Here is a 24,913-nt window from a genome sequence, read left to right as displayed (position 1 = left end):
CCGGGGAGCGCTCAGGCCTCCTCGATGATGTCGTCGGGATCGGTGTGCACCGGGTACTCCCACGGGTCCTCGGGATCGGCGGGCACCGCGGAGGTGACGATGGTGCCGTCCGCGCGCCGGTCCCCGACGCCGACGGGCGTGGCCAGCACGGCGTCGTCCAGCACCGGGCCCTGGTCCGCGAGCGGCACGGTCGCGCCGTCGGCCGTCACGCGCACGCTCTCGCCGCGCACCGTGACCTCGACCTCCTCACCCGTCTCGAGGGTGAAGGAGATCTCCTCCGGGCGCAGGCGCACCCGGAAGCGGGAGCCGCGCAGGGTGAGCGGGAAGTCCAGCCCCTCCCAGCCCTCCGGGAGGCGGGGGTCGAAGGCGAGCGCGCCGTCCTCCTGCCGCATGCCGCCGAAGCCGTGCACGAGGGCGTTCCACACCCCGCCCGCGGAGGCGATGTGCACGCCGTCGCCGGTGTTGTGGTGGAGGTTGCCGAGGTCCACGAAGAGCCCGGCGCGGAAGTAGTCCAGCGCCGCCTTCTGGTGGCCGACCTCCGCCGCGATGATCGACTGCACGACCGCGGAGAGCGAGGAGTCGCCCGTCGTGATCGGGTCGTAGTACTCGAAGTCCGCGCGCTTCTCCTCCGCGGTGAACTCGCTGCCGCGCAGGAACAGCGCGAGCACGACGTCCGCCTGCTTGAGCACCTGGAAGCGGTAGATCACGAGCGGGTGGTAGTGCAGCAGCAGCGGGAACGCCTCGTCCGGGGTCGAGGAGAGGTCCCAGACCTCACGCTCGAGGAAGGCGTCCTCCTGGAGATGGATGCCGAGGGCATCGTCCTTCGCGATGTACATGCCGTCCGCGCAGGCGTCCCACTGGTCCAGCTCCTTCTCGTCGAGCTCGAGCTCGACCGCGAGCGCCTCGTACGCCGACGCGTCCGCCTCGCGCAGCTCGCGCACGGCGCGGGCCGCCCGCCGCAGGGTGTGCCGGGCCATCACGTTCGTGAACATGTTGTTGTTGACGACGGCCGTGTACTCGTCCGGGCCGGTCACGCCGTGGATGTGGAAGATCGCGTCGCCCTGGGCGGTGACCCGCCAGAACCCGAGGTCCGCGAACATCCGCGCGGTCTCCACGAGCACCCGCACCCCGTCGCGGTGCTGGAAGTCGGTGTCCCCGGTGACGTCCACGTACTGGGCGAAGGCATAGGCGATGTCCGCGTCGATGTGGTACTGCGCGGTGCCTGCCGCGTAGTAGGCGGAGGCCTCCTCGCCGTTGATCGTGCGCCACGGGAACAGAGCGCCGCGCTGGTTCAGCTCCCGCGCGCGCTCCCGCGCCTTGGGCAGCAGGTGGGTGCGGAAGCGCAGGGCGTTGCGCGCCCAGGCGGGGGAGGTGAACGTGAGGAACGGGACCACGTACACCTCGGTGTCCCAGAAGTAGTGGCCCTCGTAGCCGGAGCCCGTGAGGCCCTTCGCCGGGATGCCCCACTGGTCCGATCGCGCCGAGGCCTGGGCGAGCTGGAACAGGCACCAGCGGGTGGCCTGCTGCTCCGCGGGCTGTCCCGGCAGCTCGACGTCGCTGCGCAGCCAGAAGTCCTCGAGGTAGCGGCGCTGGTCCGCGAACTGCGCCTCGAAGCCCTCCTCACGGATCCGGTCCAGGGTGCGCCGGCAGCGGTCGAAGAGCTCCCGGTGGGGGACCGTGCGGGAGGAGTGGTACGAGATCGCCTTGCGGACCGTGATCCTCTGGCCCGTGCCGAGGTGGGCACGGGCCACCATCCGCCCGCGGTCCGGCGTGGTCTCCAGGAAGCGGTCCACCTCGACGTCGGCGTCGATGTCGTGGTCCGCGCCCACGGCGAGGGACATGCGGCTCGAGACGGTGCGGTAGCCCAGCAGCATGCGGCGCTCGCTGTGCGTGTCCTCCTGCGGCTCGAGCACCCGGTGGGTGAAGGCGGTGGTCTGGCGCGGGTCGTCCTTGTCGGTGAGCGCGCCGCTCACGCCCTGGCCGAAGTCGTCGGCGGTGTCCTCGCGATTGATGATCTGGGAGGAGATCGCGATCGGCGCGGAGCCGTCGAGCATCTCCACCTCGAGCGTCATGAGCGCGAGGTGGCGCTGGGTGAAGGAGACCATGCGGGAGGTGCGCACCCGCACGCGCTTCCCGGCCGGGGTGCGCCACACGAGATCGCGGCGCAGCACGCCCTCGCGGAAGTCGATCCAGCGCTCGTACTCGAGCAGGTCGGCGGTGTTCAGCAGCAGCGGCTCGTCGTCCACGTACAGCTTCATCACCGTGGAGTCCGGCACCGAGACCATGGTCTGCCCGGTGCGGGCGAAGCCGAAGGCGGACTCCGCGTGGTGGATGTCCCAGGTCTCGTGGAATCCGTTGAGGAAGGTGCCGTGGGCGTGCGCGTCGCGGCCCTCCACGGGCGTGCCGCGCATGCCGAGGTAGCCGTTCGCGGTCGCGAAGAGCGTCTCCTTGAGCGCCTGGTCCCCGCCGGGACGGGACTCGACGAGTCGCCAGGTGTCCACCGGGAGGTGGGTGCGGTCCACCGGATCCGCGGGCACGGAGCGCAGGCGGCTCATCGGCCGGCCTCCGACGCGTCCGACGAGGCGGAGGGGACGAGCGCGTCGAGGTCGTCGACCACCCGGGTCGCGCCCGCGCCGCGCAGGGCCTCGCGGCCCGCCCCGCGGTCCACGCCGACGACGGCGCCGAAGCCGCCCGCGGCGCCCGCGGCGACGCCCGAGACGGCGTCCTCGTAGACGACGGCGTCGCCGACGGCGACGCCCAGCAGCTCGGCGGCGCGCACGAAGGTGTCCGGCGCGGGCTTGCCCGGCAGGCCCTCCGCCGCGGCGACCATGCCGTCGACGACGACCTCGAAGCGGTCGCCCAGCTCCGCGCCCCGCAGCACCTCCTCGGCGTTGCGGGAGGAGGAGACCACGGCGAGGCGCGCGCCGGCGGGCAGCGCGTCGAGGTAGGCGACGGTGCCCGGGTACGGGGCGACGCCCTCGGTGCGGATCAGCGCGAGCACGCGGTCGTTCTTGCGGTTGCCGAGCCCGCGCACGGTCTCCTCGCCGGGAGCCTGGTCCGCTGGGTCCTCGTCGGCGCCCTCGGGGATCGTGATCCCCCGGGAGGCGAGCAGCTCGCGCACGCCGTCGTAGCGGGGGCGGCCGTCCACGTGCGCGAAGTAGTCGCGCTCCGTGTAGGGCTCCTCGACGCCGCGGCTGCGCAGGAAGGCGTCGAACATCTCGGCCCAGGCGCGCATGTGCACCTCGGCGGTCGGGGTGATCACCCCGTCCAGGTCGAAGAGGTGAGCGGTGAAGTCGGGTTCGGGGCGGGTCTGCTCGGCGTTCACCCGGTCCATGCTAGGGGCAGTCCGCGCCGCGACGGGAGGCCGGAGCGGCTGTGCGCCGAGCTGTGACCTGCACGGCGCGGGGCCCCTGTGCGCGACGGCACGGGGTCTGTGCGGGAGGTGCGGCCGTGGGCTACTCTCGCTCCGTCCGCGCCCGCGCCACGGCGCCGGTGCGGAGCGGTGACGACTCTTCGAGGAGACCATGACGACCCTGCGGTCGCAGACCGTGACGGACGCGGTGCGACGAGCGCTCGAGATCGACGACCTGGGGGAGCAGCTGCGGCTGCGGCTCTCCCTCTCCACGGCCGTGGACCTGGCCCCGGCACGCCTCTGGCCGCTGCTCACCACCCCCGACGGCCTCGCCTCCTGGTACGGACCCGTGCAGGGGGAGCTCGGCGAGGGCGGGCGCTTCGCGCTGCCCGCCGCCGAGGGGTCCCTGCTCGCCCTCACCGGCCCCGAGCCCGTCGAGGGCAGCGTGCTCGAGGTCGAGGGCCCCCACCGCCTCGTCCTCTCCTGGGAGCGCGGGGGTCGCACCGACCTCCTGACGCTGCTGCTGGACCCCGAGGACGACGGCACCACCTCGCTCGTGCTCACGCACACCCTCGTGCGGGAGCGCGCCGACGTCGAGGAGCGCGGACCCGGCGTATGGGCCGTGGGCTGGGAGCTGATGCTGCTCGCCCTCGCGGCGGAGACCGACGGCTGGCGCAGCACCTGCCGCTCCCGTCCCGAGCGTCCCACCGGGACCTGGCTCGCGGGCGAGGGCGGCGCCGACGCCCTCGAGGCCTGGGCCGTCCGCTGGGCGGCCGAGGCGCTCGCCGCGGGGCTCGACGAGGAGCAGGTGCGGCGCGGCGAGGAGGCGACCCGCGCGTCCGTGGGTCCCGGCGGCCCTGCCGCCCCTGCCGTCCCCGGGCCGCCGGTCGCCGGCGCCGGGCGGACCGCGCTCCCGCTGACCGCCGCCCGTCGCCCCGGCGCCTGAGGAGGTCGCCGGGGAGGCGTGCGTCCCACCGGGCGGGAGATCGTTGCCCGAGCTCACGACCCGGTGACAGACTGCCCGCGTGACCGCTGCGCCCCCGCCCTCCCGATCGGCGGAGGAGCGCACCACCGCCCAGGTCATGCGCCAGCTCGTGCCGTCCGTGTACGTGCCCACGCTGCTCGAGTTCAGCGGCAACTCGGCGCTGCTGCCGGTCATCCCGCTCATGGCCCTGGCCCTCGGCTTCGACGTCCCGCAGGCGGCCGCCCTGAGCCTCGTCTTCGGGATCTTCTCGTTCCTCGGCCCGATCCCCGCGGCGCGCCTCATCTCCCGGATGGGCGCCCGCCCCGCGCTCGTGCTCACCGGTGCGCTGCTCGTCGTCTCGAACGTCGTCGCCTATCTCCTGATCACCCCGGGACTGCAGGGAGACCCTGCGCTCCGCCACCGGCTCGCGCTGATCGCCGCCCTCGTCGTCATGGCCGCCTGCTCGCAGGTGTGGACGCTGGGCCGGCAGGCCTACCTCGGCAGCGCCCTGCCGCCGGGGATGCGGGCCCGCGGCATGACCGCCTTCGGCGGCATGATCCGGATCGGCCAGGTGGTCGGTCCGCTGCTCGGCGCGATCGTGCTGGGCCTCGGGCAGGACTCCGTCGTCTTCCTGCTCTACGCCGTGACGACCGCCGCCGCGACGGTCATGGTCGGCATCTTCCTGCCCGTCGGCGACACCCGGGGGAGCGCCCGCACGATCCCGCGCGGGCGGAGCCGCAGCCCGCTGCACCGCCGGCTCGACCGCGCCGTGCTGCTGCGCATGATCTCGATCGGCTGCGGGATCGCGCCCGTGATGATCTCCCGCGTCAACCGACCGGTCATCGTGCCGCTGCTCGGCGCCTCCCTGGGCCTGGACTCGACCCTCATCTCCCTCGTGTTCGGGGCGAGCGCGGTGCTCGAGATCATCATGGTCATCCCCGCCGGGGTGCTCATGGACCGGTTCGGGCGGGCCGCGGTCGCCGTGCCCTGCGGCCTGATCATGGGGGCCGGCTACGTGCTGCTCGCGGTGCTCGCGGCCGCCCTCGAGGGGCACGGCCAGGCGGCGGCGCTGGTCGCGCTGCTCGTGCCGAGCGCCCTCATCGCCCTCGGCAACGGGCTGGGCTCCGGCATCGTCATGACCCTCGGCATCGACGTGTCCCCGGTGCACGGCCGCACCGGCTACCTCGCCTGGTGGAACACGCTCATGGGCGCGGGGCGGCTCGTCGCCCCGCTCGTCGTCTCCGGCGTCACCCTCGTCGCGCCGGTCGCCGCCGCGGGTGCCGCGACCGGGGTGCTGTGCCTCGCCGGCGGGTTCTGGCTGCTGCGGGCGCTGCCCCGCCTCACGCCCTCGGGCGGCACCCGCGCGGGCGGTGGGCGGCCCGTCGCCGCCCGTCGCGGCTGAGCCTCCCGGCGCGTCCTCTCTCCCCCTCCCGTCCGTCGCCCGGCGCCCCTACGATGAGCGCGACGCCGGCCCCGGCGCCGCCCGTCGCACGCCCGGCCCGTCGGCCCGGCCGACCGCTCCCAGGAGGACCCGATGACCGTCCAGCTCCGCGCGTACCTCAACTTCCCCGGCACCACCCGCGAGGCCCTCGAGACCTACCGCGAAATCTTCGGCGGCGAGCTCACCCTCAGCACCTTCGGCGAGTTCCACGCCGTCCCCGAGGGCCACGAGGCCGCCGGGAAGATCATGCACGCCGAGCTCACCACCGAGCATTTCGTGCTGAACGCGGCCGACGCCATCCCCGACATGCACCCCGTGACCCCCGGCGACAACGTCAACCTCGCGCTCATGGGCACCGGCGAGGAGGACCTCGCCGCGCTCACGGCGATCTTCGACCGCCTCGCGGAGGGCGGCGAGGTCGAGATGCCGCTCCAGAAGCAGATCTGGGGCGACTTCTACGGCGCGGTGGTGGACCGCTTCGCCATGCACTGGATGATCAACGTCGGCGGCGTGGGCGGAGACGGCGGGGACGCGGCCGGCGAGGAGCAGGCCGCCCCGGTCGCCGACCCCACCCGCTGAGCACCCCTCGACACCGGATCGTCGACGGAGGTCGGGTGCCGCGGGTCCGGGAGCAGGGGTTCCATGGACCCATGGCCCGCCGCTCGCGCACCCGACCCCTGCCGTCCCCTTCCGACGGCGGCGCCGTCGTGCGCGCCGAGGAGGTCGGCGCCGCGGAGGGGGAGGTCGAGCTCCTCAGCCCCGTCTCCCTCCGGGTCGACGCGGGCGAGGTGCTCGCGCTGAGGGGCCACAACGGTTCCGGGAAGACGACCCTCCTGCGCCTCCTCGCGGGACTGCGACGCCCCTCCACGGGCAGCGTCGAGGTGCTCGGCCACGCCCCCGACGACCGCGACCCCGCCCTGCGCGCCGCGCTCGCCGCGCTCATCGGCCCCCCGCAGACGGCCCGAGACCTCACCGTCCGCGAGCACCTCCGATTCCTCGGCGCGACCTGGGGCCGGGCGGCCGGCCCCGCACAGGAGGAGGCCGACGCCCTGCTCGAGGAGCTCGCGCTGACCCCGCTCGCCGCGCGCTTCCCGCACGAGCTCTCGAGCGGGCAGTCCCAGCTCCTCGCCCTCGCCCTGACCCTCGGGCGTCCCTCCCGGGTGCTGCTGCTCGACGAGCCCGAGCAGCGGCTGGATCCCGACCGTCTCACCCTCGTCGCCGACGCCCTGCGCGCACGGGCGGGGGCCGGCGCCGCGATCGTCCTCGCGAGCCACAGCGCCGCGCTCGTCGACTCCCTCACGACCGCCGAGCTCACGCTCACGGCGGCCGGCACGGTGGGCTCCGCCCGATGAGCGGTGATCTCGCCGGGGTCCGTGAGGTCTGGGCCGGTCGCTCCACCGCCCGCGGCACCTGGGCGCAGGTGGAGCTCCTCTACCTCGTCGTCATCTCGGTCCTCGTGCTCGTCGTCCCCGCCCTGGGGAGCGTCGGCGGCCTGCTCGCGCGGCCCGACGTGCTCCCGCTGCTGCTCGCCCCCGCCGCGCCCACGGTCGCCGTGCTCGCCGTGGCCGTCGCCGCGGCGGGCGCCGTGCTCGTGGGCGGCACCCGCGGTCCGGCGCTGCTGGACCCCTTCCTCACGACGACCCTCGCCGGCAGCGCGCTCCGCCGACGCACCGTGCTGAGCCGTCCCGCCGCCCGCGCCCTGCTCGTCCCGCTCGGGGCGGGCCTCCTGACCGCCGCTGTCGTGGGCACCGTGCTGCTGGAGGCCGACGTCGCCTCCGGCGCGGAGATCGCCGCGCTGCTGGTCGCCGCGACCGGCACCGGTCTGCTGCTCGGCCTGTGCTGGCTCGCCGGGGAGCTGCTGGCCCCCGCCGCGCGACCGCTGCTCGCGCTCGGAGTGCTCGCCCTCGGTCTCGTGCTCGCACTGCCGGGGCAGGCCGGACCGGCCGCCCTGATCCCCGGGCCGGTGCCGGCCGGCGCCGTCCCCTGGCCGTGGGCCCTCGGGATCGCGGCCGCGGGCCTGCTCGCCGCCGTCATCGGGTGGGCGCTGCTGGACCGCCTGCGCGGCGCGGTGCTGCTCGAGCAGTCCCTGCGCTGGGACGCCGCCCGCACGAGCGCGGACACGGGGGACCTCGCGGGCGCCGCCGCCGGCTTCCGCAGCCCGCCCCGGGCGGGGCGCCGGCTCCCCGCCGTCGGCCCCGGCCCTCTCGCGCTGGTCTATGCGCGCCGCGACGCCGTGGCGTGGCTGCGCAGCCCGGGGCGCAGCGCCCTCGGCGCGATCGGGGTGATCGCCGGCGCCGCCCTGCTCACCGCCGGGACGACCCTCGTGACGGGCCCCGCCGCGGTCATCGCCGTGCTCGTCGGCACGCTGAGCGCGTGGCTCGGCAGCGGGCCCTTCGTGGACGGGCTCCGCCATGCGGTGCACACCCTCGGCGCGCCCGCCCTGTTCGGGCAGTCCGCCCCGGTGCAGGCGGTCCTCCACCTCATCGCCCCGACGTCGCTGATGGTCCTGCTCGCGGCGGCCGGGAGCGTGCCCGTCGCGCTCCTCGACCCCCGTCCCCTCGAGCACGTCGCCCCCGCCCTGCTGCTCGCCCTCCTGCTCGTCCCGGCCCGCCTGCGGGACGCCGCGAAAGGTCCCATGCCGCTCGCCCTCACCGTCCCCCTGCCCACCGCCCAGGGGGACGCCTCCGTGCTCCCCCTGCTCGCCTGGCAGTCCGACGCGCTCCTCCTCGCCCTCGCGACCGGGGGAGCGCTCGTCCTGGCCGCCGGGCTCGGGCTCCCCGCGGCGCTCGCCGCCGCCGCGCTGATCGGAGCGCTGCTCTCCCTCATGACCGCCCTCCGGCTCCGGGCGCTGCGCGCATGAGCGCCGACGGCCACCGCGAGCCCTTCGACCTGCGCACCACGAGGAACGCCCTCGTGAGGGCCGCGGGGAGGCAGCTCGGACGCTGGAACGCCCGCCACCCGTGGGACCACAACGCCCACTTCCATCGCTGGGTCCTCGCGGGCGTCCCCGCCGGTGCCCGGCGCGTGCTCGACGTGGGCAGCGGTCGCGGCGACCTCGCCCGCGCGCTGCGAGGCGTCGCCGCCGAGGTCGAGGGCATCGACCCCGACGCCCGCATGGCCTACGCCGCCGCGAGCGCGCTGCGGGACCTCGACGGCGTGCACATCGCCCGCCGCACGCTCGCCGAGCACGCCGCGGACCCGTCCCGCCACGGCGCCTACGACGCGGTCTCGATGGTCGCCTCGCTCCACCACCAGGACCCCGTCGCCGCCTTCGCACAGGCCCGGGCCCTGCTGCGACCGGGAGGACGGCTGCTCGTGGTGAGCCTCGTACGGCCCGTCGGCCCGGCGGACCGGATCTGGGACCTCACGAACGTGCTCACCAACCCGCTGATCGGCCTCGTGAAGCACCCGCGCCCCGTGCGGGCGCTGCCGCCGGCCGATGCCGCCGGGACGGGACGGCGCGAGGACGCGATGCCGATCACGGACGCGGACTTCTCGACGGCGGAGCTGCGCGAGCTCGCCCACGAGCACCTGCCCGGAGCCCGCGTGCGCCGCCGCACGGGGTTCCGGGTGACGCTGCGGTGGACCTCGCCCGTGGAGCAGGACGCCCGCTGAACAGGCCCTGACGCGGAGGGCTCAGCGGTCGCCGTGGCGCGCGATGACCTCGCCGAGCCGGCCGATCGCCTCCGCGATCACCGCGGGGGAGTGGGTGACGAAGCTCAGCCGCATCGTCGAGCGGTCCGGGTCCTCCGCGAAGAACGACCAGCCGGGCAGGTAGGCGACGCCCGCGGCGACCGCGTCCGCGAGCATCTCCTGCGCGTCGTACCCCTCGCCGAGCGCGGCCCACAGGAACATGCCGCCCTCGGGTCGGGTCACGTGCGCGCCCGCGGGCAGCACGGGCGCGAGGGCCTCGGCGAGCGCGTCCCGCCGCTCCCGGTAGACCCCGCTGACCTTCCGCACGTGCGCGTCGAGCTCCGCCGTCTCGAGATACCGCGCGACCATCAGCTGGTCCACCACGGAGGACTGCATCGAGATCGCCGCCTTCGCGACGGCGAGCGTCTCCAGGATCGGTCCCTCGCCGCGGATCCAGCCGATCCGCACGCCCGGGCTCATGAGCTTGCTCATCGAGTTCAGCAGCAGGGTGCGCTCCGCCATACCGGGGAGCGAGGCGATCGGCGGCATGACGACGCCCGTGAAGGACAGCTCGCCGTAGGGGTCGTCCTCGATGAGGGGGACCTCGTGGCGCAGCAGCACCTCGGCGACCGCGCGACGACGCTCGAGCGGCATCGTCCGGCCCGTCGGGTTCTGGAAGGAGGGGATGAGGTACACCATCCGCGGGTGGTGCGTGCGGATCGCCTCCTCGAGCGCCGCTGGGTCCACGCCGTCGTCGTCCGTCGCGACGCCCACCATCCGCGCGCCGTGCACGGCGAAGGCCTGCACCGCCGCGAGGTAGGTGGGGGACTCCACGAGCACCACGTCACCGGGCTCGAGCAGCGCCTCCGCGACGACGAACAGCCCCTCCTGGGAGCCGGAGGTGACGCGGATCTGCGAGGCGTCGGTGGGCAGGGTGCGGGAGACGCGCCGCGCGGCCTGCTCGCGCAGCTCGGGCTCGCCCTCGCTCACCCCGTACTGCAGGGCGCGGGACCCCTGGTGGGAGAGCACCCAGTCGTAGGCGGCGGTGACGGTGCCGAGGTCGAACAGCTCCGGGTCCGGGATGCCGCCGGCGAAGGAGACCACGCCGGGTGCGGCGGCGAGGTCGAAGATGCTCTTCAGCGGCGAGGACGCCATGCCGGCGTAGCGGCCGGCGACGGGGAAGCGGAACGGGGCGGTGGTCTCGGGCACGGTCATGGTGCCCATGCTTCCACGACCCGGCGGCTGCGCCGGGCAGGGGCGGGGCCGACGTGCCGGGACGACGAAGGGCCCCGGTCGGAACCGGGGCCCTCCGATGCTGCAACGAGCGGATGACGGGAATCGAACCCGCGTAATCAGTTTGGAAGACTGAGGCTCTACCATTGAGCTACATCCGCGTGACCTGCGCCGATGCCGTGAGGCGAGGGGCAGGCCCGGGCCGCTGGACGGGCATCTCGCGATGACCCCGCTCGAGCGGCGAGGCCTATTGAACCAGATCCCGGCGCCCCCGGCCGTGCCGCGCGCCCCGACGCGGGCATGGATCTCCTCACAGCCCGGAGGGACGGCGAGCGCGGCCCCGCGCGTGAACCGGTAGTATCTGGCGGGTTGCCCTCCGGGGTGTAGCTCAGCTTGGTAGAGCACCCGCTTTGGGAGCGGGAAGTCGCAGGTTCAAATCCTGTCACCCCGACTCCGCCCGCCGGGTCGCCGCCTGCGGCCGCGCCGGGGGCGCCCGTGACAACACACGTCCTAGACCACCGATGAACAGGGAGACCTGACCAGTGAAGACCGCGTCCGAGAAGCTCGGCCCCACCCGGGTGAAGCTCACCGTCGAGGTGCCGTTCGACGAGCTGAAGCCGGCCGTCGAGGCCGCCACCGTCAAGATCGCCGACCAGGTGCAGATCCCGGGCTTCCGCAAGGGCAAGGTCCCCAGCCGTCTGATCGAGCAGCGCTTCGGCCGTCCGGCGATCCTGCAGGAGGCCGTCAACGACTCCCTGCCGGACTTCTACCAGAAGGCCGCCGCGGAGGCGGAGATCAAGCCCGTCGGCCGCCCCGAGGTCGAGGTCGTCGAGATCCCCGGCCTGGACGGCAAGGACGAGGGCGACCTCGTCTTCACCGTCGAGCAGGACGTCCGCCCCGAGTTCGATCTCCCGGAGTTCTCCTCCGTCGAGCTCGAGATCGAGGAGCCGACCGTCGACGACGACGCCGTGCAGGTGCGCCTGGACCAGCTCCGCGAGCGCTTCGGCACCCTCGTGGGCGTCGACCGTCCCGCCGCGGACCGCGACTTCGTCTCGCTCGACATGAAGGCCACCATCGAGGGCGAGGAGATCGAGTCCGTCGAGGGCGTCTCCTACCAGATCGGTGAGGGCAACATGCTCGAGGGCCTGGACGAGGCGCTCATCGGCCTCTCCTCCGGCGAGTCCACCACCTTCGTCTCGCAGCTCGCCGGTGGCGACCGCGCCGGCGAGGACGCCCAGATCTCCGTGACCGCGCAGTCCGTCAAGGTGCGCGAGCTCCCCGAGGCCGATGACGAGTTCGCCGAGCTCGCCTCCGAGTTCGACACCATCGACGAGCTCAAGGACGACCTCAAGAAGCAGGCCGAGGCGGACGCCACCGCGAACCGCGTGGGCCTCGCCCGCAACGCTCTCCTCGAGAAGCTCCTCGAGGACCTCGAGATCCCCGTGCCCGAGCAGCTGGTCGAGGACGAGATCCTGTCCCACCTGCAGAACGAGGGCAAGGAGGCGGGCGACCCGCACGCCGAGGAGATCCGCGAGGACACCGTCAAGGCGATCCGGACCCAGTTCCTGCTCGACGAGATCCACGCGACCCGCGAGGTCTCCATCGAGCAGAACGACCTCATGGACTACATGACGCAGCTCTCCGCGCAGTACGGCATCGAGCCGAACCAGCTGCTGCAGATGCTCGCCCAGTCCGGCCAGCTCGAGCAGATCTTCTCCGAGGTCCAGCGCTCCAAGGCCCTCGACGTCGCCCTCTCCGAGGTCGTCGTGAAGAACGAGAAGGGCGAGGTCCTCGACCTGGGCCTGGCGAAGGCCGAGGAGTCCGCCGAGTCCGAGGACGCCGCCGCTGCCGACGAGGCCGCTGAGGAGAAGGCGCCCGCGAAGAAGGCCCCGGCCAAGAAGGCCCCGGCCAAGAAGGCTCCCGCGAAGAAGGCCCCGGCGAAGAAGGCCGCCGCTGCCGACGCCGAGGAGCCGGCCGCCGCCGACGCCGCCGAGAAGAAGCCCGCCGCCAAGAAGGCCCCGGCCAAGAAGGCGCCCGCCAAGAAGGCTCCGGCCAAGAAGGCCGCCGAGGCGACCGAGGCCACCGAGGCCGAGTGATCACCGCTCGCTGACCCGCCGCCCGCGGGCTCCGCGAGCACAGGAACGGGCCGTCACCCTCCGGGGTGGCGGCCCGTTCCGTCGTCCCGGCGGCCGTGGCAGACTCGGGGCCCACCGCCACGAGGAGGAACGGGATGGGCACGGTCGTCTGGGGATTCACCGCATCGATCGACGGGTTCCTCGCCGCCCCCGATCACGACATGAGCTGGCTCGAGGAGATCGCCGCGCGGGAGGCCGCCGCGTCCCCGGAGCCCGACGGCCCCGATCTCACCGCGACGCTCGCGGCGCCGGTCGCGGTGATCATCTCCGGGCGCCGCGGCTACGACGCCGCCCTCGCTCAGCGGGAGACCCGCGGGGAGCTGACCTCCGAGGCGTACGGCGGGGCATGGTCGGGGACGGAGATCATCCTGACCCACCGGCCCGAGGAGCTCGCCGGGGACGACACGGTCCTGGCATGGGACTGCGACATCCGGGAGGCGCTGCGGCGGGCGCAGGAGATCGCCGGCGAGGGCGAGATCCAGATCATCAGCGCGGACATCGCGCGGCAGGCGCTCGAGGCGGGGCTCGTCGACGAGATCCAGGTGATGTGCGCGCCCGTCCTGCTGGGGGACGGGACGCGGCTGTTCGAGGTCCCGGGCGGGCGCCGCGTCGACGTGGAGCTCGTGGGCCCGATCCCCGGGGCGGAGCGGGCGTTCGGCCGCGTGTACCGACCGCTGCGCCGGTGAACCCGACGGGCGCGGGGCACAGCGGGGCATCTGCTCGCCCGTCGCTCGTTCCTGTCTCGCGCCCCTGTCCCACCGGACCCGCCCGCACGACGAAGGACCCGGCCCCCGCAGCTGCGGGGACCGGGTCCTCTCGGTGGTGATCGGCGGCGCGGTGGCCGCGCGGATCAGCGGTAGGTGACGAAGCCCTTGGGGGAGCCCCAGATGTCGCGCTCGACGACCTGCTGCTTCGAGCCGGAGGCGTCGATGATGCGGCCGTTGCCGACGTAGATGGCCACGTGGCCCGAGTAGACGACGAGGTCGCCCGGCTGGGCCTCGGACTGGGAGATCCAGCGGCCGCCGTTGCCCTGCGCGCTGCTGGAATGGGGCAGCGAGATGCCGGCAGCCTTGTAGGCGTACTGGGTCAGCCCGGAGCAGTCGAAGCCCTCGCTCGGGGAGTTGCCGGCCCAGGTGTACTGGGTGCCGATGACGGAGCGGGCGCGGTCCACGATCGAGCTGGAGGAGCTGGAGGAGCTCGAGGTGCTGGCGGAGGCGCCGGAGGTGCGGATCGACTCGCCGCCGTTGAGGGAGGCGCGGGTCTTGGGGCCCACGACGCCGTCCACGCTCAGGCCGTGCTCGCTCTGGTACTCGCGCACCGCGGCGTTGGTCTTCTTGCCGAAGACGCCGTCCTCGGCGAGGTTCGCGCCGTTGTCGTTGAGGGCGCCCTGCAGGTCCGCGACGGCGTTGCCGCGGTCACCGGAGCGCAGCTTCTGGGTGCTGGTGAGCTTCGCGGCGGAGGCCTCGGTGGGCGCGGCGGGGGACGCGGTGGCGGCGGCCGGGGCGGCCGGCGCGGCGGGGGCCGCGTTGGCGGCGGTGCCGGCGAAGGCGGTGCCGACGAGGACGGTGCCGAGGACGGCGGCGCCGCCGAGGCCGCGGGCGGCGCGGTTCGCGGAGACGAGGGGGGTGACGGCGCGGCCGGCGGCGCGGTGCGAGTTGTGCTGAGCCATGATGAGCAGTGGTTCCTTCCGACCCCGAGTGGATCGGGGGTACGTGCAGTACGTCGTGCATCCCAGGGCGGTGGCGCTCCGTGGGGGGGTGCTACCAACGTAGGGGCGGGGGACAGCCCGGGGTAGTGGGCTTGAAGCACCTCGTCCGGGTCCTTTCCCGGAGCTTTACCCGGAAACAGTCAACGTGACCGAAACGGGGGGATGCTTGACCCTCGGGAAGGGCGTGAGCCACATCCGCGGCGTCCCGTCATGGCGTCCTCACACCTGCCTCACGGGTGCCTCACGGGGTGCGGGCGAGTGTGCGCCCGCGGCGAACAGCACCCCGGAGGCACGGGGGCACCGCCTAGAGTCGATCCCATCGCACCACCCGCCACGAAGGAGACACCCGTGACCTCCCAGAGCACCGAGAACCGGCCCCGCGCCGCGGCCGGGGACTACCCCCTGGGCCTCGACGACAACGTCTACCAGCGCCTGCTGCGCGAGCGCATCGTCTGGCTGGGCTCCGAGGTCCGCGACGAGAACGCCAACGCCATCTGCGCGAAGATGCTGCTCCTCGCCGCCGAGGACCCCGAGAAGGACATCTACCTCTACATCAACAGCCCCGGCGGCTCCATCACCGCGGGCATGGCCATCTACGACACGATGCAGTTCATCCAGCCCGACGTCGTGACCGTGGCCATGGGCATGGCGGCGTCGATGGGGCAGTTCCTGCTGTCCTCCGGCACCCCCGGCAAGCGCTACGCGACCCCGCACACGCGCGTGCTCCTGCACCAGCCGCTCGGCGGCCTCGGCGGCACCGCCTCGGAGATCAAGATCCAGGCCGACCTCATCCTCTCCATGAAGCAGCAGATGGCCGAGCTGACGGCGCAGCAGACGGGCAAGTCCCTCGAGCAGGTCACCGCCGACGCCGACCGCGACCACTGGTTCACCGCGCCGGAGGCCCTCGAGTACGGCTTCATCGACCAGATCGTCACCCGCGCCGGCGACGTCACGGGCGGCGGCGGCACCGAGGGCTGATCCCCTCGGCGCCTCCTGCGTCCTCTCCGACCCACTCGACCTCACCTCATCAGGAGAACCCGTGACCTTCGATCCCCGCCTCGCCGGCTTCGCCCAGGCCGGCCCGATGCCCACCAGCCGGTACGTGCTGCCCCAGTACGAGGAGCGCACCGCCTACGGCTTCAAGCGCCAGGACCCGTACACCAAGCTCTTCGAGGACCGCATCATCTTCCTCGGCGTGCAGGTGGACGACGCCTCGGCCGACGACGTCATGGCGCAGCTGCTCGTCCTGGAGTCCCAGGACCCCGACCGTGACATCACCCTCTACATCAACAGCCCCGGCGGCTCCTTCACGGCGCTGACGGCCATCTACGACACGATGCAGTACATCAAGCCGGACATCACCACGGTGTGCCTCGGCCAGGCCGCCTCCGCGGCCGCCGTGCTGCTCGCCGCCGGCAGCCCCGGCAAGCGCCTCGCGCTGCCCAACGCCCGCATCCTCATCCACCAGCCCGCCATGGGCGGCCAGGGCGGCGGCGGTCAGGCCTCGGACATCGAGATCCAGGCCAACGAGATCCTGCGCATGCGCGAGTGGCTCGAGCAGACCCTCGCCCATCACACGGGACGCGCCGCCGAGGAGATCAGCCGCGACATCGAGCGCGACAAGATCCTCACCGCCGCGAGCGCACGCGACTACGGCCTGGTCGATCAGGTCCTCGCGAGCCGCAAGGACGTGCCGGGCCAGATCGCCCGCTGATCCGGACGCGCGGCCCCGACCTCCCCCGCGGAGGCCGGGGCCGCGCGCCTCCGTCCCCGCCCGGCCGTGCTGGGCTACCGTGGTCCAGGCGGTCCTGGCCCGCACCGGAACTTCCCCCCGAGACCCCACCGCTCCCCGTCGGGAGAGAAAGAGGACGGTCATGGCGCGCACGAGCGACGGAGCCGACGTGTTCAAGTGCTCCTTCTGCGGCAAGTCGCAGAAGCAGGTGGAGCGGCTGATCTCGGGCCCGCAGGTGTACATCTGCGAGGAATGCATCGAGCTGTGCAACGAGATCATCGCCGAGGAGATCCAGGCCGCGCAGCCCGCTCCCGAGAAGCAGGAGCCGCTGCCGTCCCCGAAGGAGATCTTCGACTTCCTCGAGCAGTTCGTGGTGGGGCAGGAGCCGGCCAAGCGCTCCCTCGCGGTCGCCGTCTACAACCACTACAAGCGGGTGCGTGCCCAGGAGGCGCAGGCCGCCGCCGGTCCCGCGCGGGCCGGCAAGGGCGGTCGCCCCGGACCCGCCGCGGTCCATGGGGAGGAGGACGGCGAGGCCGAGGCGCCGGACGAGCTCGACGGCGTCGAGGTCGCGAAGTCCAACGTGATGATCGTGGGCCCCACCGGCTGCGGCAAGACCTACCTCGCCCAGACCCTCGCCCGGATGCTCGACGTCCCCTTCGCGATGGCGGACGCGACCGCCCTCACCGAGGCCGGGTACGTGGGCGAGGACGTCGAGAACATCCTGCTCAAGCTGCTCCAGGCCGCGGACTACGACGTCGAGAAGGCGCAGCGCGGCATCATCTACATCGACGAGGTCGACAAGATCGGCCGCAAGGCGGAGAACCCGTCGATCACGCGCGACGTCTCCGGCGAGGGCGTGCAGCAGGCGCTGCTGAAGATCCTCGAGGGCACGGTCGCCGCGGTGCCGCCGCAGGGCGGCCGCAAGCACCCCCACCAGGACTTCATCCAGATCGACACGACGAACGTGCTGTTCATCGTCGCCGGCGCGTTCGCGGGCATCGAGGACATCATCGGCAACCGGATCGGTCGCCGCGGCATCGGCTTCGGCGCGGACCTCCATACCCCCATGGAGCAGGAGCAGATCTACGGCGAGCTGCTGCCGGAGGACCTTCTGAAGTTCGGGCTGATCCCCGAGTTCATCGGCCGCCTGCCCGTGATCACGAGCGTCTCGAACCTGGACCGCGAGGCCCTCATCTCGATCCTCACCGAGCCCCGCAACGCGCTCGCCCGCCAGTACCAGAAGATGTTCCGCCTGGACGGCGTGGAGCTCGACTTCGACCGCGGCGCCCTCGAGGCGATCGCGGAGAAGGCGATCGCCCGCGGCACCGGCGCCCGCGGACTGCGGGCGATCCTCGAGGAGTCGCTGCAGCCGGTCATGTTCGAGGTCCCCTCCCGGGACGACGTCGCCAAGGTGGTCATCACCGAGGGCGTCATCACCGAGGGGCGGCCCCCGCTCATGCTCACCACCTCGGAGGCCGAGCGCGACGGGGCGGGCGACCGCCGCGATCGGAGCGCCTGATGGCCGAGGCCCCCACCGCGCCGGGCGCGGACCCGGAGGACGTCGCCCGGGCGCGTGAGGTGCTCGCGCTCGAGCGGCGCAGCATCGACAACATCGACGCCGCGCTCGTGCACCTCCTCGCCGAGCGCTTCTCCCACACGCAGCGCGTGGGACGGCTGAAGGCCGAGCACGGCCTGCCGCCCGCGGATCCCAGCCGCGAGCAGGCCCAGATCGACCGTCTGCGCGCGCTCGCGGACGACGCCGGCCTCGACCCGACCTTCGCGGAGGCGTTCCTGCGCTTCATCGTCACCGAGGTCATCCGCCACCACGAGCGGATCCGCGAGGAGGAGGCGGGCGCCCCGTCGGGCGACGAGGGCTGAGCCCTCGACCGCCGATCCCCGACCGTTCCGTCGGACCGCGCCCCCGCCGGTCGCCGCGCTGTTAACATCGATCCCATGGCTCGACCTGTGCTCCTGAACTGGCCGGTGCTGCGCCAGCTGCGCGGCGCCGACCGGACGGGCCGCGGCGCCGCCGTCACCTCCCCGGCGACCCGCGCCACCACGCCCCGCACCGCCACGGCGGACGGCATGGCCGAGAGCGTCTGCCCCTACTGCGCGGTGGGCTGCAGCCAGCGGGTCTACCACCGCGACGGCAAGGTCGTGCAGATCGAGGGCAACCCCGACTCGCCGGTCTCCCGTGGCCGGCTCTGCCCCAAGGGCGCCGCGAGCGAGCAGCTCGTCAACTCCCCGTTGCGGCAGACGACGGTGCGCTACCGCGCCCCCTACTCGAGCGACTGGCAGGACCTCGACCTCGACACCGCGGTGGACATGATCGCGGACCGCTTCCTCGAGGCGCGCAGGAACCACTGGCAGGACGAGGACGAGCACGGCCATCCGTTGCGGCGGACGATGGGCATCGCGAGCCTCGGCGGCGCGACCATCGACAACGAGGAGAACTACCTCGCGAAGAAGTTCTTCACCGCCGCGGGCGCCATCCAGATGGAGAACCAGGCGCGCATATGACACTCCGCGACGGTTCCCGGTCTGGGAGCCTCGTTCGGACGCGGCGGCGCGACGCAGTCGGTGCAGGACATCGCGAACGCTGATTGCATCGTCATCGAGGGATCCAACATGGCGGAGGCGCATCCGGTCGCCTTCCAATGGGTCATGGAGGCGAAGAAGCGCGGCGCACGCGTGATCCACGTGGACCCGCGGTTCACCCGCACCTCCGCCAACGCGGACCGCCACGTGCCGATCCGCACCGGCACCGACGTCGTGCTGCTGGGCGGGCTGATCCGCCACGTGCTCGAGAACGATTTGTGGTTCGAGGAGTACGTGCGGCTGTTCACGAACGCCTCGACGATCCTCTCCGAGGAGTACGCGGACGCCGAGGACGGCGACGGCCTGTTCTCGGGCTACGACCCGGAGTCCGGCACCTACGACAACGCCACCTGGGCGTACGCGGGCGATCACGAGCAGGTGCGGCGCGGGCTGCCGGAGCGGGACGAGACCCTGCAGCACCCGCGCAGCGTGTTCCAGGTGCTGCGGCGCCACTACGCCCGGTACACCCCGGAGATGGTGGAGGCGACCTGCGGCATCTCCCCGGAGGACTTCGCCTACCTCGCGGAGTCGATCACCTCCGCCTCCGGCCGTGAGCGGACCACGTGCTTCGTCTACGCGCTCGGCTGGACCCAGCACCAGGGCGGCGCGCAGATGATCCGCACCGCGGGCGTGCTGCAGCTCCTGCTCGGGAACGTGGGCCGGCCCGGCTCCGGGATCATGGCGATGCGCGGCCACGCCACGATCCAGGGCTCCACGGACATCCCGACGCTCTACCACATCCTCCCCGGCTACCTGCCGATGCCGAAGGCCGGTCAGGACGACTTCCGGGAGTACGTCGACGCTATCGGCCACAAGGAGCAGAAGGGCTTCTGGGCGAACGCGGAGACCTACACGGTGAACCTGCTGAAGGCCTGGTGGGGTGACGCGGCGACCGCCGAGAACGACTGGGCGTACGACTACCTGCCGAAGCTGACCGGCGCCCACGGCACCTACCAGACGACGATGCGGATGCTCGAGGACGGCGTCGACGGCTTCTTCCTGCTGGGCCAGAACCCGGCGGTGGGCTCCGCGAACGGTCGCCTCCAGCGCGAGGCGATGAGCCACCTCAAGTGGCTCGTGGTGCGGGACTTCCACATGATCGAGTCGGCGACGTTCTGGAAGGACGGCCCGGAGATCGAGACCGGGGAGATGCGCACCGAGGACATCGGCACCGAGGTGTTCTTCCTGCCCGCCGCGAACCACACGGAGAAGGCCGGCTCCTTCACACAGACCCAGCGCATGGTCCAGTGGCGCGACAAGGCCGTGGACCCGCCGGGCGACGCCGGCAGCGAGCTCGACTTCCTCTACGAGCTGGGATGCCGCGTGCGCGAGAAGCTCGCCGGCTCCACCGACCCGCGGGACCGGCCGCTGCTCGACCTCACCTGGGACTACCCGACGGACGAGCACGGCGAGGTCGAGGCCGAGGCGGTGCTCGCGGAGATCAACGGCCGCCACCTCACGGGGGAGAGGGCCGGGCAGCCGCTCTCCGCCTTCGCGGAGATGACGACCGACGGCGCGACCGACGGCGGCTGCTGGATCTACGCCGGCGTCTACGCGGACGGCGTCAACCAGGCCCGTCGCCGCACCCCCGGTGCCGAGCAGGACGAGATCGCCGCGGACTGGGGCTGGGCATGGCCCGCGAACCGCCGGATCCTCTACAACCGCGCCTCCGCGGACGCCGAGGGCAGGCCGTGGAGCGAGCGCAAGAAGCTCGTGTGGTGGGACGAGGAGCAGGGCCGCTGGGTCGGGGACGACGTCCCGGACTTCCCCGCGACGAAGCGTCCCGACGATCCCGGCGAGCCGGGGAAGGGCGGCGCCGCGGCGCTGTCCGGCACCGACGCCTTCATCATGCAGGCCGACGGCCGCGGCTGGCTCTTCGCCCCGACCGGCCTGGTCGACGGCCCCCTGCCCACGCACTACGAGGCGCCCGAGTCCACGGTCCCGAACCCGCTGTACCTCCAGCAGTCCAACCCGACCCGGGTGGGATTCAAGGCCGGGGAGGACAACCTCAACTCGCCCGGCGCCCTGGGCCTCGGCGGGCGCGTCTACCCGTACGTGTTCACGACCTACCGCATCACCGAGCACCACACGGCGGGCGGCATGAGCCGCTTCCTGCCCTACCTCTCCGAGCTGCAGCCCGAGCTGTACATGGAGGTCTCCCCGGAGCTCGCCGCCGAGGTGGGCCTCGAGCCGTACGGCTGGGCGACGGTGATCTCCGCCCGCTCCGCGATCGAGACGAAGGTCCTGGTCACCGAGCGGATGACGCCCCTGCGGATCGGGGACCGCACGATCCACCAGGTGGGCCTGCCCTACCACTGGGCGCGCGGGGACCAGGCGATCGTCACGGGCGACGGGGTCAACGACCTCATCGGCATGAACCTCGACGCCAACACCCAGATCCAGAACTCCAAGAACAACGCGTGCGCGATCCGGCCGGGGCGCCGCCCGCGCGGCCCCGCGCTGCTCGAGCTCGTCGAGGAGTACCGTCGCAGGGCGGGCATCGTGGACGCCGAGCACCATGTGCTGGAGCGCCCGGAGACCCCGCGCGATGCGCAGCTCGACCCGACCGACGAGTCCGTCGCGCACCACGTGCGGGGACCGGAGGAGGCGCCCGCCGTGCCCGTCGCCCAGCCGTCCCAGCGCGAGATGAGGAACCGATGACCCCGCCGCTGCCGCCCCTGCTCGCCGGACCGGAGGGCCCCGCGGCCGATGCCGGCTGGGGCGCCGGCACGGACCGCAAGGGGTTCTTCACCGACACGTCGATCTGCATCGGCTGCAAGGCCTGCGAGGTCGCCTGCAAGGAGTGGAACCGCAACCCGGTCGACGGCGACCTCGAGATCCTCGGATCGAGCTACGACAACACGGGCGCCCTCGGCGCGAACACCTGGCGCCACGTGGCCTTCGTCGAGCAGACCAAGGACCGCATCGAGGAGGCCCGCGAGTCCGGCCGGAAGCTCGTGAGCCTCGGGATGCCGAGCATCGGCCCCAAGGAGCGCGCGGTGCCCGTCGCGGGAGCGGACACGACGCCGCCGGACACCCCCGAGTTCCGCTGGCTCATGTCCTCGGACGTGTGCAAGCACTGCACGAACGCCGGCTGCCTGGACGTGTGCCCCACGGGCGCGATCTTCCGCTCCGAGTTCGGATCAGTCGTCGTGCAGTCCGACGTCTGCAACGGCTGCGGCACCTGCGTGGGCGCCTGCCCGTTCGGCGTCATCGAGCGCCGCGACGACGGCACCGTCTCCGCGAAGGTCGACCGCGAGGAGCCCGTCCCGCACCGCGGCACGGCCAACAAGTGCACGCTCTGCTACGACCGGCTCGTCGACGGCGAGCAGCCCGCCTGCTCCGCCACCTGCCCCACCCAGTCGATCACCTTCGGCGACCGCGAGGACCTCGTCGAGGAGGCCCGGGACCGGCTCGCGCAGATGCACTCCCAGGGCCGCACCGAGGCCCGGCTCTACGGCGCGAACAGCGCCGACGGCGTGGGCGGCACCGGCTCGGTGTTCCTGCTGCTGGACGAGCCGGAGGTCTACGGCCTCCCGCCGGACCCGCAGGTCCCCACGAAGGACATGCCGATGATGCTGCGGCAGGTGGGCGTCGCCGCGCTCGGCATGGCCGCCGCGACGGCTCTCGCCTTCCTGGGGGCCCGCCGATGAGCCTCACGCCCTTCGACGCGGACCGCCCGCCCGAGCGCCCGCGCCGGCGCCGACGCCGCAATCCCGCCGCGGCCGGGAGCACCGAGGGCCGCCGTCCGCTCGACGCGGCCGGGAAGCGCCGCGGCGCGGGGGCGGATGCCGGCGACCGCGAGATGTCCCTCGTGGGCGACATGGAGTTCGAGTCCTACTACGGGCGGCCCATCGTCAAGGCGCCGCCGTGGGAGGAGCCGATCGCGCTGTACCTGTTCGTGGGCGGCGTGGCCGGCGGCTCCGGCCTGCTCGCCCTCGGCGCGCACGCGAGCGGTCGCCCCGGCCTGCGCCGTGCGGCCCGGCTCACCGCCCTCGGCGCGATCGGGGTGGGGACCCCCGCCCTGGTCGTCGACCTCGGCCGCCCGGAGCGCTTCCTCAACATGATGCGCACCGTGAAGATCACGAGCTTCATGAGCATGGGCACCTGGATCCTCTCCGCCTCCGGGGCCGTCGCGGGCGTGAGCGCCCTGATCGAGGTGGACCGCCTGAGCGGGGAGCGGCTGCCGCTGGGCCCGCTGCGCCCCGTGCTGCACTCCCTCGACACGCCGGCCGCGATCGCCCAGGCCGGGACGGGCGCCCTCCTCGCCACCTACACCGGCGGCCTGCTCGGGGACACGGCCGTGCCCACGTGGTCCGCCGGCCGGCACGACCTGCCGCTGCTGTTCGGCTCCTCGGCGACCCTCGCCTCCGCGGGCGCCGCCCTCGTCCTCGCCCCCGGTCCCGAGCTGGGGCCCGTGCGGGCCCTCGCCGCGGCGGGCGTCGCGGGGGACCTGCTGAGCATGCACCGTATGAAGGCCTCGATGCACCCGCTCGAGGCGGAGCCGCTCGAGACCGGCCGGGCGGGGCGCCGTCTGCGCTGGGCGGAGCGGCTCGCCGTGGCCGGCGGCGTGGGGGCCGTGGCCTCCGGGCTGCTGTCCGCGGGCACCGCCCCGGGGCGCTCCCGGGTCCGGACGGCCGGTCGGGTGCTCACGGCCGCGAGCGGCCTCGCCCTGCTGGGCGCCTCCGCGCTCACCCGCTTCGGGGTGCTCGAGGCGGGGCTCGAGTCGGTGAAGGATCCCCGTCGGGTGGTCGAGCCGCAGAAGGCGCGGCTCGCGGCGCGTCGGGCGGCCGGCACGTTCGACGACTCGATCACCACCGGCGCCTGAGCTCGCACCCGGTGCCGCGGCACGGCACCGGGTGGGTCAGCGGACGCGGATCCCCGAGCCCTCCACGGTCTCGCCGATCACCGGGTAGCCGGGGACCTCGCCGATGACGAGCAGCCCGCCCGAGGTCTGGGCGTCAGCGAGCAGCAGCAGGTCCTCCTCGGTGCGGCCGGCGTCGGCCGTGACATGGGGGCGCACCCAGTCGAGGTTCCGGCGGGTGCCGCCGGAGACGAAGCCGTCCCGCAGCGCCTCGGCGGCGCCGTCCACGAGCGGCACCGCAGAGCGGTCGATCACGGCGCCCACCCCGGAGGCCCGGGCCATCTTGTGCAGGTGCCCCAGGAGGCCGAAGCCCGTCACGTCCGTCGCGGCGCGCGCCCCGGCCTCGAGCGCGGCGAGCGAGGCGTCGCGGTTCAGCTGCGTCATCGTCGCGATCGCCGCCTCGAACACCTCGCCGGTGCTCTTGTGGCGGTTGTTCAGCAGGCCCACGCCGATCGGCTTGGTCAGCGTGATCGGCAGGCCGGCCTCCGCGGCGTCGTTGCGCAGCAGGCGGTCCGGGTCCCCGATGCCCGTGACGGCCATGCCGTACTTGGGCTCGGGATCGTCCACGCTGTGCCCGCCGATCACCGGGACCCCCGCCTCCTGCCCCACGGCGAGGCCGCCGCTGAGCACCTCGCGCAGCAGGTCGAAGGGGAGCACGTCCCGCGGCCAGCCCACGAGGTTGATCGCGACGACGGGGGTGCCGCCCATCGCGTAGACGTCGGAGAGCGCGTTCGCGGCGGCGATGCGGCCCCAGTCGAAGGGGTCGTCGACGACGGGGGTGAAGAAGTCCGCGGTGGAGAGCACCGCCCGGCCGCCGTCGATCCGCACCGCGGCCGCGTCGTCGCCGTCCTCGAGCCCCACGACCACCTGCTCGTAGGACTGCCCGGCGAGACCCGCGACGACCTCCTCGAGCTCGCCCGGCGGGATCTTGCACGCGCACCCGCCGCCGTGGGCCATCGTCGTCAGGCGGACGGCCGAGGCCGACGGCGCCGACGGGGCGGGGGAGGGGGCATCGCTGCTCGTCATGCCCTCGAGTCTAGCCACGGGAACCGGAGGAGGAACGGTCGGGAACGGACGATAGTCTTCCCCGGGGACGGGATCATCCGGCAGGTGCCGGCGGCTTCGTCCCAGGGAGGCGTCCGTGTCCTGGTGGGCGCCGTGGTCTTCAAAACCATCGAGCCCGAGCATCTCGGGCTGGCGGGTTCGATTCCCGTCCGCCTCCGCCAGTCCGGGCCACGTGCCCGGTCCATCCC

20 protein-coding genes and 3 tRNA genes are annotated in these 24,913 nt (G+C 73.5%); 17 read left to right on the top strand and 6 right to left on the bottom strand.

Going from position 1 to position 24,913, the window contains the following annotated elements:
• Positions 1–11 precede the first annotated feature (11 nt).
• Both ACYVAP_RS11595 and ACYVAP_RS11590 read right to left on the bottom strand, forming a co-directional pair.
• Positions 12–2,555, bottom strand: a complete 2,544-nt coding sequence (locus tag ACYVAP_RS11595) for a glycoside hydrolase family 65 protein (RefSeq protein ID WP_498860744.1) — start codon at positions 2,553–2,555, stop codon at positions 12–14.
• Positions 2,552–3,334 (bottom strand): HAD family hydrolase, encoded by a 783-nt coding sequence (locus ACYVAP_RS11590; protein WP_498860743.1) that lies wholly within the window; start codon positions 3,332–3,334, stop codon positions 2,552–2,554. Before ACYVAP_RS11590 ends, ACYVAP_RS11595 begins: the two co-directional genes overlap by 4 nt.
• Before the next feature lie 190 nt (positions 3,335–3,524).
• Between ACYVAP_RS11590 and ACYVAP_RS11585 the strand changes: the two genes are divergently transcribed.
• The 6 genes from ACYVAP_RS11585 (at position 3,525) to ACYVAP_RS11560 (ending at position 9,372) form a co-directional block, all read left to right on the top strand.
• On the top strand, positions 3,525–4,298 hold the full coding sequence (locus tag ACYVAP_RS11585; RefSeq protein WP_498860742.1) for an SRPBCC family protein: 774 nt from the start codon (positions 3,525–3,527) through the stop codon (positions 4,296–4,298).
• Positions 4,299–4,377: 79 nt separating this feature from the next.
• Positions 4,378–5,718 (top strand): MFS transporter, encoded by a 1,341-nt coding sequence (locus tag ACYVAP_RS11580; RefSeq protein WP_498860741.1) that lies wholly within the window; start codon positions 4,378–4,380, stop codon positions 5,716–5,718.
• A gap of 132 nt (positions 5,719–5,850) precedes the next feature.
• Complete coding sequence (locus ACYVAP_RS11575) at positions 5,851–6,336, top strand: VOC family protein (RefSeq protein WP_498860740.1); 486 nt, start codon at positions 5,851–5,853, stop codon at positions 6,334–6,336.
• A gap of 71 nt (positions 6,337–6,407) precedes the next feature.
• Complete coding sequence (locus ACYVAP_RS11570) at positions 6,408–7,109, top strand: ABC transporter ATP-binding protein (RefSeq protein ID WP_498860739.1); 702 nt, start codon at positions 6,408–6,410, stop codon at positions 7,107–7,109.
• A complete protein-coding gene (locus tag ACYVAP_RS11565) occupies positions 7,106–8,617 on the top strand; it encodes a hypothetical protein (protein ID WP_498860738.1) in 1,512 nt (503 codons plus the stop codon). Before ACYVAP_RS11570 ends, ACYVAP_RS11565 begins: the two co-directional genes overlap by 4 nt.
• On the top strand, positions 8,614–9,372 hold the full coding sequence (locus tag ACYVAP_RS11560; RefSeq protein ID WP_498860737.1) for a class I SAM-dependent methyltransferase: 759 nt from the start codon (positions 8,614–8,616) through the stop codon (positions 9,370–9,372). The genes ACYVAP_RS11565 and ACYVAP_RS11560 overlap by 4 nt, the downstream gene beginning before the upstream one ends.
• Positions 9,373–9,393: 21 nt before the next feature.
• Here ACYVAP_RS11560 and ACYVAP_RS11555 read toward each other — a convergent pair whose 3' ends face one another.
• A complete protein-coding gene (locus ACYVAP_RS11555) occupies positions 9,394–10,605 on the bottom strand; it encodes an aminotransferase-like domain-containing protein (protein ID WP_498860736.1) in 1,212 nt (403 codons plus the stop codon).
• Positions 10,606–10,713: 108 nt separating this feature from the next.
• Positions 10,714–10,784, bottom strand: a tRNA-Gly gene (locus ACYVAP_RS11550).
• A gap of 216 nt (positions 10,785–11,000) precedes the next feature.
• On the opposite strand from ACYVAP_RS11550, the gene ACYVAP_RS11545 reads away from it, so the two are divergent.
• The 3 genes from ACYVAP_RS11545 (at position 11,001) to ACYVAP_RS11535 (ending at position 13,444) form a co-directional block, all read left to right on the top strand.
• Positions 11,001–11,074: transfer RNA gene (locus ACYVAP_RS11545), tRNA-Pro, on the top strand.
• A gap of 91 nt (positions 11,075–11,165) precedes the next feature.
• On the top strand, positions 11,166–12,719 hold the full coding sequence (gene tig / locus ACYVAP_RS11540) for a trigger factor (protein WP_498860735.1): 1,554 nt from the start codon (positions 11,166–11,168) through the stop codon (positions 12,717–12,719).
• Positions 12,720–12,853: 134 nt separating this feature from the next.
• Positions 12,854–13,444 carry a dihydrofolate reductase family protein gene (locus tag ACYVAP_RS11535; RefSeq protein ID WP_498860734.1) on the top strand — a complete coding sequence of 197 codons (591 nt, stop codon included), beginning with the start codon at positions 12,854–12,856 and terminating at the stop codon, positions 13,442–13,444.
• 164 nt (positions 13,445–13,608) lie between these two features.
• Here ACYVAP_RS11535 and ACYVAP_RS11530 read toward each other — a convergent pair whose 3' ends face one another.
• Entirely contained in the window at positions 13,609–14,427 is an 819-nt protein-coding gene (locus ACYVAP_RS11530; protein WP_498860733.1) for a C40 family peptidase, read from the bottom strand.
• Positions 14,428–14,814: 387 nt separating this feature from the next.
• On the opposite strand from ACYVAP_RS11530, the gene ACYVAP_RS11525 reads away from it, so the two are divergent.
• The 7 genes from ACYVAP_RS11525 to nrfD all read left to right on the top strand — a co-directional run bounded on the left by ACYVAP_RS11525 (position 14,815) and on the right by nrfD (position 23,624).
• Positions 14,815–15,444, top strand: coding sequence for an ATP-dependent Clp protease proteolytic subunit (locus ACYVAP_RS11525; RefSeq protein ID WP_498860732.1), 630 nt, complete (start codon positions 14,815–14,817; stop codon positions 15,442–15,444).
• A 106-nt stretch (positions 15,445–15,550) separates the two neighbouring features.
• On the top strand, positions 15,551–16,180 hold the full coding sequence (locus ACYVAP_RS11520) for an ATP-dependent Clp protease proteolytic subunit (RefSeq protein ID WP_137771777.1): 630 nt from the start codon (positions 15,551–15,553) through the stop codon (positions 16,178–16,180).
• Between the two features lie 160 nt (positions 16,181–16,340).
• Positions 16,341–17,717 carry an ATP-dependent Clp protease ATP-binding subunit ClpX gene (gene clpX / locus ACYVAP_RS11515; RefSeq protein ID WP_498860731.1) on the top strand — a complete coding sequence of 459 codons (1,377 nt, stop codon included), beginning with the start codon at positions 16,341–16,343 and terminating at the stop codon, positions 17,715–17,717.
• The gene (locus ACYVAP_RS11510; protein WP_264450068.1) at positions 17,717–18,076 is read left to right on the top strand and encodes a chorismate mutase; all 360 of its coding nucleotides are present in this window, start codon (positions 17,717–17,719) and stop codon (positions 18,074–18,076) included. Before clpX ends, ACYVAP_RS11510 begins: the two co-directional genes overlap by 1 nt.
• A gap of 75 nt (positions 18,077–18,151) precedes the next feature.
• On the top strand, positions 18,152–21,457 hold the full coding sequence (gene fdnG, locus ACYVAP_RS11505; protein ID WP_498860730.1) for a formate dehydrogenase-N subunit alpha: 3,306 nt from the start codon (positions 18,152–18,154) through the stop codon (positions 21,455–21,457).
• Positions 21,454–22,449, top strand: a complete 996-nt coding sequence (locus ACYVAP_RS11500; protein ID WP_498860729.1) for a 4Fe-4S dicluster domain-containing protein — start codon at positions 21,454–21,456, stop codon at positions 22,447–22,449. Before fdnG ends, ACYVAP_RS11500 begins: the two co-directional genes overlap by 4 nt.
• Complete coding sequence (gene nrfD, locus ACYVAP_RS11495) at positions 22,446–23,624, top strand: NrfD/PsrC family molybdoenzyme membrane anchor subunit (protein ID WP_498860728.1); 1,179 nt, start codon at positions 22,446–22,448, stop codon at positions 23,622–23,624. Before ACYVAP_RS11500 ends, nrfD begins: the two co-directional genes overlap by 4 nt.
• Positions 23,625–23,660: 36 nt before the next feature.
• Here nrfD and selD read toward each other — a convergent pair whose 3' ends face one another.
• On the bottom strand, positions 23,661–24,686 hold the full coding sequence (selD, locus tag ACYVAP_RS11490) for a selenide, water dikinase SelD (protein WP_498860727.1): 1,026 nt from the start codon (positions 24,684–24,686) through the stop codon (positions 23,661–23,663).
• 105 nt (positions 24,687–24,791) lie between these two features.
• Here selD and ACYVAP_RS11485 point away from each other — a divergent pair.
• Positions 24,792–24,886: transfer RNA gene (locus tag ACYVAP_RS11485), tRNA-Sec, on the top strand.
• Positions 24,887–24,913: the final 27 nt, after the last annotated feature.

It is taken from the genome of Brachybacterium horti, assembly GCF_054777615.1.
Note: the sequence above shows the minus strand (reverse complement) of the source record. Positions and strands in the feature narration are given on the sequence as shown.

Bases quoted from the DNA above. Each gene is read 5' to 3' on its own strand.
- ACYVAP_RS11595 (WP_498860744.1), bottom strand. From the start codon at position 2,555: ATGAGCCGCCTGCGCTCCGTGCCCGCGGATCCGGTGGACCGCACCCAC.
- ACYVAP_RS11590 (WP_498860743.1), bottom strand. From the start codon at position 3,334: ATGGACCGGGTGAACGCCGAGCAGACCCGCCCCGAACCCGACTTCACC.
- ACYVAP_RS11585 (WP_498860742.1), top strand. From the start codon at position 3,525: ATGACGACCCTGCGGTCGCAGACCGTGACGGACGCGGTGCGACGAGCG.
- ACYVAP_RS11575 (WP_498860740.1), top strand. From the start codon at position 5,851: ATGACCGTCCAGCTCCGCGCGTACCTCAACTTCCCCGGCACCACCCGC.
- ACYVAP_RS11570 (WP_498860739.1), top strand. From the start codon at position 6,408: ATGGCCCGCCGCTCGCGCACCCGACCCCTGCCGTCCCCTTCCGACGGC.
- ACYVAP_RS11565 (WP_498860738.1), top strand. From the start codon at position 7,106: ATGAGCGGTGATCTCGCCGGGGTCCGTGAGGTCTGGGCCGGTCGCTCC.
- ACYVAP_RS11560 (WP_498860737.1), top strand. From the start codon at position 8,614: ATGAGCGCCGACGGCCACCGCGAGCCCTTCGACCTGCGCACCACGAGG.
- ACYVAP_RS11555 (WP_498860736.1), bottom strand. From the start codon at position 10,605: ATGACCGTGCCCGAGACCACCGCCCCGTTCCGCTTCCCCGTCGCCGGC.
- ACYVAP_RS11535 (WP_498860734.1), top strand. From the start codon at position 12,854: ATGGGCACGGTCGTCTGGGGATTCACCGCATCGATCGACGGGTTCCTC.
- ACYVAP_RS11530 (WP_498860733.1), bottom strand. From the start codon at position 14,427: ATGGCTCAGCACAACTCGCACCGCGCCGCCGGCCGCGCCGTCACCCCC.
- ACYVAP_RS11520 (WP_137771777.1), top strand. From the start codon at position 15,551: ATGCCCACCAGCCGGTACGTGCTGCCCCAGTACGAGGAGCGCACCGCC.
- clpX (WP_498860731.1), top strand. From the start codon at position 16,341: ATGGCGCGCACGAGCGACGGAGCCGACGTGTTCAAGTGCTCCTTCTGC.
- ACYVAP_RS11510 (WP_264450068.1), top strand. From the start codon at position 17,717: ATGGCCGAGGCCCCCACCGCGCCGGGCGCGGACCCGGAGGACGTCGCC.
- ACYVAP_RS11500 (WP_498860729.1), top strand. From the start codon at position 21,454: ATGACCCCGCCGCTGCCGCCCCTGCTCGCCGGACCGGAGGGCCCCGCG.
- nrfD (WP_498860728.1), top strand. From the start codon at position 22,446: ATGAGCCTCACGCCCTTCGACGCGGACCGCCCGCCCGAGCGCCCGCGC.
- selD (WP_498860727.1), bottom strand. From the start codon at position 24,686: ATGACGAGCAGCGATGCCCCCTCCCCCGCCCCGTCGGCGCCGTCGGCC.